This is a genomic window from Streptomyces sp. NPDC056480 (assembly GCF_042795405.1).
In the GTDB taxonomy this organism is placed as follows: domain Bacteria; phylum Actinomycetota; class Actinomycetes; order Streptomycetales; family Streptomycetaceae; genus Streptomyces.
In genome coordinates, this window is the sequence record NZ_JBHTSA010000035.1 from 70,792 (window position 1) to 78,151 (window position 7,360).

The window sequence follows — 7,360 nt, forward strand, 5'->3', positions numbered from 1 at the left end:
TCAGCCGGTGATCGTGTACTGGAGGGTGCCCCGGTACGAGCCGGGGACCGTCTCCGTGGGGATGTTCCACTGCGCCGTCGACCCGTCGTGGGTGAAGACGCCGCGGGTGCCGCCGTCGCCGGTCGCCATCGTCACGGCCGGGGAGAGGCTGCTGCCCGGCTGCGGGTCGGCGCCTGCGGGGAAGTGGCCGCCGGGGCCGGGCTTGGCGATGCCCCTCCACTGGCCGCCGGTCCCGTTGAGGTGTCCGCCTGCCGTGATCTTCAGATTGCTCCACCCGATGGTGTCCGTGCCGCTGACCAGGTCGGTGGTGGCGACGGTCACCGACCAGGGGGCGCTGGTGGAGAGGGTGTTGGTGTACGTGAACGTGCCGAGTCCGGCCGGGGTGCTGACGGTGCCGGGTGTCGGCGCGCCGAAGTCGACGGACGGCAGGTTCACCTCCATCGACAGGACGCCGGGCGTCTTCGCGACCTGCACCGACATCGACTGGGCCGTACCCTTCGGCCTCGAGGTGTTGAGCAGCACCTGCGCCGCGACGCCCGCGGCGGTGGAGGCGGCCGCCAGGTCGGGCCGACCGTCGGCGTTCAGGTCTCCGACGGCGTACGCGCCGTTCGCGCCGCTCGCCGTGACGTACAGCGGACTTGCGTTGCGGAAGGTGCCCTTGCCGTCGCCGAGGAGGACGGTGGGCTGGTTGTCGGGGCCGTTGCCGGTGACCAGGTCCGGCTTGCCGTCCGTGTTGACGTCGGTGAGGGCCACGCCCTCGAGAGCGCTGCCGCCGACCGGGTAGGTGACCGGGGCGGCGAAGGCTCCGGCGCCGTCGCCGAGGAAGACGGTGATCGTCCGGTCGGTGTGCGCGACGGCCACGTCCGGCCTGCCGTCGCCGCTCACGTCGCCGAGGGCGATGGCCCGGCCGAGGGAGACGCCGTCGGCGAAGCGGGTGGCCGGGCCGAGACGGCCCTTGCCGTCACCGAGGAGGACGGAGATGTCGGACGTACCCGCGTTCACGGTGACCACGTCGAGCCTGCCGTCGCCGTTCACATCCCCGGTCTTCAGACCGGAGGGGCGCAGCTGCGCGGCGGAGTAGCTGCTGGGCCGGCCGCCCCCGACGTAGTAGTTGCTCGCGGTGCCCAGCGCGCCGGTGCCGTCGTTGGTCCACACCGAGACGTTGTCGCCGTTGGTGTTGGACGTCAGCACGTCGGGCTTGGCATCACCGTTCATGTCGGCGACCGCGATGTCCACGGGGAACATGGCGTTCGTCGAGGGGTTGACCAGCGTGGGCGCGGAGTAGGAGGTGGCGGGGGCGAAGCCGCCCTTGCCGTCCCCGAGCAGCTCCACGATGCTGCCCATGCTCTCCACGCCGTGCTGTGTGGGCTGCTTGGTCAAGGCCGCGGCGACGACCGCGTCCAGCCGGCCGTCACCGTTGAGGTCCGCGAGGGCGACCGCCGTCGGGAAGGTGCCGGTGTCGAGTGCGAAGGAGACACCGGGGCCGAAGCCGCCCCTGCCGTCGCCGAGCGCGGCCACCAGGGTGTTCGACCCCTTGACCGGGGTGACGAGGTCGGCCTTGCCGTCGCCGTTCAGGTCGCCGAGCGCCGGGGCGGTGCCCTTCCCGGAGCCGGCGGGCAGCGGAACGGCGGTCGCCCCGCCGAAGGAGACGCCGGGATCCGGTGCGGCCTGGGCGGTCGGCGCGAGACACAGCCCGGCCACGAGCGCGGCCGCGGAGCCGAGCACGAGCCCGGCTCTGCGTGGTGTGGAAGTCTTCAACGTACCTGCCCCTTGAGCATGTCGAGGCACGCCGACGGGAGGAATCGACCTGCGGTTGTGTGTTGGGAGGGTTGATTGCAGTCAACACCGCAGCGCCGGGAAAGATCAGTGGACGTCCCACCAGTTCCGGGGGCCGCTCCGAAGGCGGGACCTGGTGATTCCTACGGCCGGCCACGCCTGGCTACAGCCAGTCCTTCTTCCTGAAGACCCAGGCCGAGATCCCCAGATTCACCCCGACAGCGGTTGGTTTGCGGATGTCGGGCTCACCGGCGAGAGCTACTCGAAGCACCTTCTGGGGAGACCGTAAACGTTCAATTCAGGTCGAAGGTCGTGCCCCGGCCGGTGGGCCGATTCCTTCCCCCTGCTCCTTGGTCGGTGCGGGGTCTTCAAGAGCCCCCCAAAGCCCGCAGGGGAAATCTTGCGATGAAAACGATCAAGCTCATGAATTCTTGCGCAGCAGGCGGTCGAAGGGGGGAGATGTGAGGCAGCCCGACTTGTGGGAAATGGGTCGGCAGGTATCGCTTTTCAGGCAGTTTCATGCCGATTGCTCTTGATGCCTCTCTCGCCTCAAAGTGCTTGCTGTTGAGGGGTGTTAAGGCCAAAAATCGCCCGCTCTGGAGTGTCATCAATTCTGTTGACGATCAAGAGAGATGGTGATGGGATCTGCTGCTTGCAACTTCTTGCATGCACATTGACGTTTCCTTCACTGAAACGGAAAAGGGGTGTGGTATGGCGCGAAGATGGCTATCCGGTCGCCTGGGCCTGAGGTCCTTGTTCGCGACCGTCGTCGCCGCCGGCACGACGGCCGTCGTGTACACGGCGGTGCCGGGATCCGACGCGGGAACTCCCGATGTCGTGGCGGTCGCGGCCAGTGTGGCCACCACGGGCATGGCCGAGGTCGTCGTGGACGACATCGACGGCGACCGGGCCGACGACGTGGTGGCTGTCGAACGGTCGACCGGCAAGCTCTGGCTGTACGCGGGAGCGGGCAGGGTGGAGATCGGCACCGGCGGCTGGAACGGCATGCACGACCTGGCCACGGGGGACTTCAACGGCGACACCAAGGCCGACCTCGTCGCCGTGGAGGAAGCCACCGGCAAGCTCTGGCTCTACGCGAGCGTCGGCAAGGGGCTCGCGGGCAGGGACGAGATCGGAACCGGCGGCTGGAACGGCATGCACGACCTGGTGAGCGGCGACTTCACCAAGGACGGCAAGGCGGACGTCGTGGGGGTCGAGAACTCCACCGGCAAGCTCTGGCTCTACCCGGGCGACGGCGCCGGATCGATCGGCAGCGGCAGCCTGCGCGTGGAGATCGGCAGCGGTGGCTGGAACAACATGCACGACCTCGTCGCCATGGACCTGGACGACGACGCGAAGAGCGACATCGTCGTCGCGGAGACCGTGACGGGCAAGCTCTTCTGGTACCGGGGCAACGGCGTCGGTCTCGTCGGGCGGCTTGAGATCGGCACCGGCGGCTGGAACACCCTGCGCGACCTGGCCGGCGGAGACCTGGACGGGGACCCGAGGGACGACCTGGTCGGCATCGATACGGCCACCGGCAAGTTGTACCTCTACCCCGGCATGGCCGGGTATGCGCTGGGCGGGCGACTGCAGATCGGCTCGGCTTCCTGGTGACCGGACCGGTCACGCGCTGCCTCCCGCCCCACGGCGGGAGAAACATGGGCGGCATGCGTCATTCGCGTGTCATGTCTTGATCAGAACGTTCTTGGGTGGGGATGAATGTGAGAGAACAAAGGAGCGTCGGCGGCAGGGGGGGAAGGGCAAGACCCCATGTGATGGCCGGCGTTGCCGCCGTCATGGTCCTGTCTACCGTGCCGGCCATGAACACCGTCGCGTCGGCGGAGCCCGCCGCCGCGCCGGCCTCCACGGCCGCGCCGACGGAGGCGCAGCGAGCGCTCACGAGCGCCAAGGAGTCGGGCGTCCGCGTCGAGGTGACCGGCGACCGGTCTGAGCGTACGACCGTCTACGCCAACCCGGACGGCTACAGCTTCACGCTGGAGGAGTCCTCGGTACCCGTCCGCATCGCCAAGGCCGGCGGCGGGTGGGAGACACCCGACCCGACCCTGGTGCGCCGGGCCGACGGAACGATCGTGCCCAAGGCGTCCGCGGTGGAGATGGAGTTCTCCGGCGGCGGGTCGGGCGATCCGCTGGTGCGGATCGAGGAGAACGGCCGGTCCCTCGCCCTGGGATGGCCCGCGAAGCTGCCGGCTCCCGAGCTGGAGGGGTCGAACGCCGTCTACCGGGAGGTCATGAAGGGGGTCGACCTCCGGGTGACCGCCTCGACCGAGGGGTTCCGCCACGTCCTCGTCGTGAAGACCCGCGAGGCCGCGGCGAACCCGGAGCTCAAGGAGATCGACTACTCCCTGAAGTCGACCGGCCTGAAGATCGTCGAAGGGAAGGCCGGCAACCTCGCGGCGGTGGACGCGGACGGCAACCGCGTGTTCCGCGCGCCGCCAGCCCAGATGTGGGACTCGGCGGGCGGAGCCGCCGCCACGTCTGCCAAGGCCCCGGCGGGCGGATCCGCCGCAACGTCTGCCAAGGCCCCGGCGGGCGGATCCGCCGCAACGTCTGCCAAGGCCCCGGCGGGCGGACCCGTCGCCACGTCTGCCAAGGCCCAGGCGGGCCGAACCGCCGCGGCCCCCGCGGCCGGGCCGTCGGCGACCGGGTCGGCGGAGCCCCCGGTGGACCCCGGCACCGAAGCCGTGGAGCCCTCGGGCGGCGACACGGTGGTGAAGATGGACGTGAACCTCACGCCCGGCACGCTGACCGTCGCGCCCGACGCGGCCATGCTGCGCGGCACCGACGCCGATGACTTCCCGCTGTACATCGATCCCACGGTGACCTGGGACGAGTCGGAGCGGACCCTGCTCCGGTCCGACGGCTACGAGTCCTACGGCTGGGAGAACGACAGCGACGGCAAGGGCAAGGGCGTCGGCCATTGCGGCACCTGGAACGGCTACTACTGCGGTCCCGGCTACACCCAGCGGCTGTACTTCGAGTTCTCGCCCGAGAAGCTCAAGGGCAAGTCCGTGCTGGGCGCGACCTTCAGAGTCACGGAGCCCTGGGCCTTCCAGTGCGACCCCCGCTGGGTCGACCTGGTCCGGACGAACAACATCTCCTCGGCCACGACTTGGTCCTCGCGGCCCGCGGAGCTCGACCACATGGTCGACCGGAGCGTGTCGGCGGGACGCGGCTCGGCCTGCGACCCCGACTCGCCGGACGCGCCGATCGAGTTCAGCGACAACCCCGAGGAGTCGAACGAGAACCTCACCCCGACCGTCAAGAGCTTCGCGGCGGGCAGCATCTCCCGGCTCACCCTCCAGTTGAGGGCCCACGACGAGACGGACACGTCGGCGTGGAAGCGGTTCCGCAACGACGCCGTCCTCGCGGTGAACTTCGTCGGCCTTCCCGACAAGCCCACCGGGGTGGGCATGGTGGCGGGCTCCGGCACCGTCTGTGACCGCACGGAGGCCGACCCGGCCATCGTGTCCGACCCCACGCCCCTGCTGAAGGCGACCGCCCAGACGAAGGCCGGGGGCGAGCAGGAGGCCCAACTGCGGATCTACTTCGACCTGGACCACAAGAACGCCGACGGGACCTGGTCCGACAGCCCCGACGGAAACGGCTCCGTGCGGCCGTCGACCGGCTCCATCGGGGACGGTCAGTCCGCCACACTCACGTGGTCCTCGCTGACCGACGGAAAGCTGTACCGGTACCAGGCCTACACGCATTCCCTGTACAACGGAGGCGCGTCCTGGCTGACCAGCGGGTCCTCGGGCTTCTGCTACTTCAAGATCGACTCCTCGGCCCCGAAGGCACCGCGGATCGTGATCCGCGGACCGTACTCCGAGTGCCTGTCCGATACTCAGGCCCCGAACGACCCCACGCCCTGCGAGGCGGCCGGCGGACCGGGAACCAAGGCGTCCTTCCTCTTCGCACCCGCCTCCGTCGACGACAACGTCACGGACTTCCAGTACCGGCTGTCCCAGTCGGCCTCCTGGGTGAGCGTGTGCCAGTCGGGTGTGCCCTGCCTCTTCTCGGCCGTCTACACCCCGCAGAAGTCGGGCACCTACACGATCTACGCCCGCGCCAAGGACACCGTCGGCCGCTGGGGAGCGCAAAGCACGCTCCAGTTCAGGGTCGACCTCGGTGAGGCGCCGGTGGGCCGCTGGCGCTTCGACGAGGCCAGTGGCGTGGCGATCGACACCGCGACCGGCGGCGGCGGGGTGCGCCAGGACGCGACCCTGGCCGGCGGTGCCGCCCGCGACGAGCGCGGACGGCGCGGACTGGTCACCCACGACTCCCTCGGGAAGCCGCTGGCGACCCCGTCGAACGACAGGGGCCTCGCCCTGAACGGCACGGGAGCCTACGCGGCGACCACCGCGCCCGTCGTCAACACGGGACTCGCGTACACCGTTTCGGCGTGGGTGCGGCTGGACAGCAAGGCCCAGGACGGCGCCGTCGTCGCGCAGGACGGCACGAAGTACAGCCCGTTCCTGCTCTGGTACGAGAACGACCGGGACCGCTGGGCGTTCGGGGTCAAGGAGAACGCCGACAACGCCACGCAGCACGTCGACGTCTCCAGCGAGAACGTGGCGTCCGCGGGAGTGTGGACGCACCTCGCGGGCAGTTACGACCCCGACAAGAAGGAACTCCGCTTCTACGTCAACGGCAAGCTCCAGGGCACGAAGGCGGTGGCGGCGTCCTGGTCCGCCACCGGCCCCTTCAACATCGGACGCAACCTCTGGGCAGCCAGCCGCACCGCACCGTTCAAGGGCTCGGTCGACGAGGTGGCCGCGTGGCAGCGGGCGCTGCCCGACGATGAGGTCGCGGACGAGGCCCGGACACTGACCAACCAGAGCTACGCCGGCGCCGAGCTCGTGGCGAACTGGACCCCTGATACGGCGGTCGGCACCACCGTCACCGACACGACCTCCGGATACGGCAGGTCGCTCGCCCTCACCGGCGGCTCGACCGTCGTGAACGGCGAGATCGTCCTCGACGGTGTGGACGACTCCGCCACGACCACGGGTCCGGTCGTCGACGACACCGGCTCCTTCACCACGAGCACCCTGGTCGCCCTGGACGGCGCCGCACTCGCGACCAAGAGCGTGGGCTACAAGGGTCAGGTGCTGGGCCAGCGGACGGCCGACGGATCGTCCTGGGGCTTCTGGTTCGAGCTGACCGACACGGACGTCGTGGTCGACAAGGACACGTACGAGGACCGCACCGTCGCCATCGGCAAGTGGCACTTCGGGCGCCTCAACGCCGACGGCACGTTCACCTCCGTCGTCTCCGACCAGGTGGCCGAGCTGGACGGCCTGGTCCGCCTGACCGGCGTCCACGACGCGCAGGCGGGCACGATCAGCCTCTACCTGGGCCACAACGAGAACGGTGAGGGAGTCGCCTACACCGCGGCGCTGGGCTCGGGGGAGTTCGCCCTCGGCAAGGGCGTCTCCTCCGGCAGCTGGAGCCACCACCTTCCGGCCCGCATCGCGGAGGTCCGTATCTGGGCCGGTGCGATGGCGAGCCCCGACCAGATCGACAACACCGTGGGGGACTGACCCCAGGGCTGTGCGGG

3 protein-coding genes are annotated in these 7,360 nt (G+C 69.9%); 2 read left to right on the plus strand and 1 reads right to left on the minus strand.

Annotated elements, in window-relative coordinates; translation table 11 throughout:
- The gene (locus tag ACFQ79_RS17970) at window positions 1–1,758 is read right to left on the minus strand and encodes an FG-GAP repeat domain-containing protein (RefSeq protein ID WP_383584408.1); all 1,758 of its coding nucleotides are present in this window, start codon (window positions 1,756–1,758) and stop codon (window positions 1–3) included.
- A gap of 771 nt (window positions 1,759–2,529) precedes the next feature.
- On the opposite strand from ACFQ79_RS17970, the gene ACFQ79_RS17975 reads away from it, so the two are divergent.
- On the plus strand, window positions 2,530–3,393 hold the full coding sequence (locus tag ACFQ79_RS17975; RefSeq protein ID WP_383584411.1) for an FG-GAP repeat domain-containing protein: 864 nt from the start codon (window positions 2,530–2,532) through the stop codon (window positions 3,391–3,393).
- A 206-nt stretch (window positions 3,394–3,599) separates the two neighbouring features.
- Window positions 3,600–7,343, plus strand: a complete 3,744-nt coding sequence (locus ACFQ79_RS17980; RefSeq protein WP_383584413.1) for a LamG-like jellyroll fold domain-containing protein — start codon at window positions 3,600–3,602, stop codon at window positions 7,341–7,343.
- Window positions 7,344–7,360 lie beyond the last annotated feature (17 nt).

Coding starts and splice junctions, on each gene's coding strand:
- ACFQ79_RS17980 (WP_383584413.1), top strand. CDS start 3,600: ATGAACACCGTCGCGTCGGCGGAGCCCGCCGCCGCGCCGGCCTCCACG.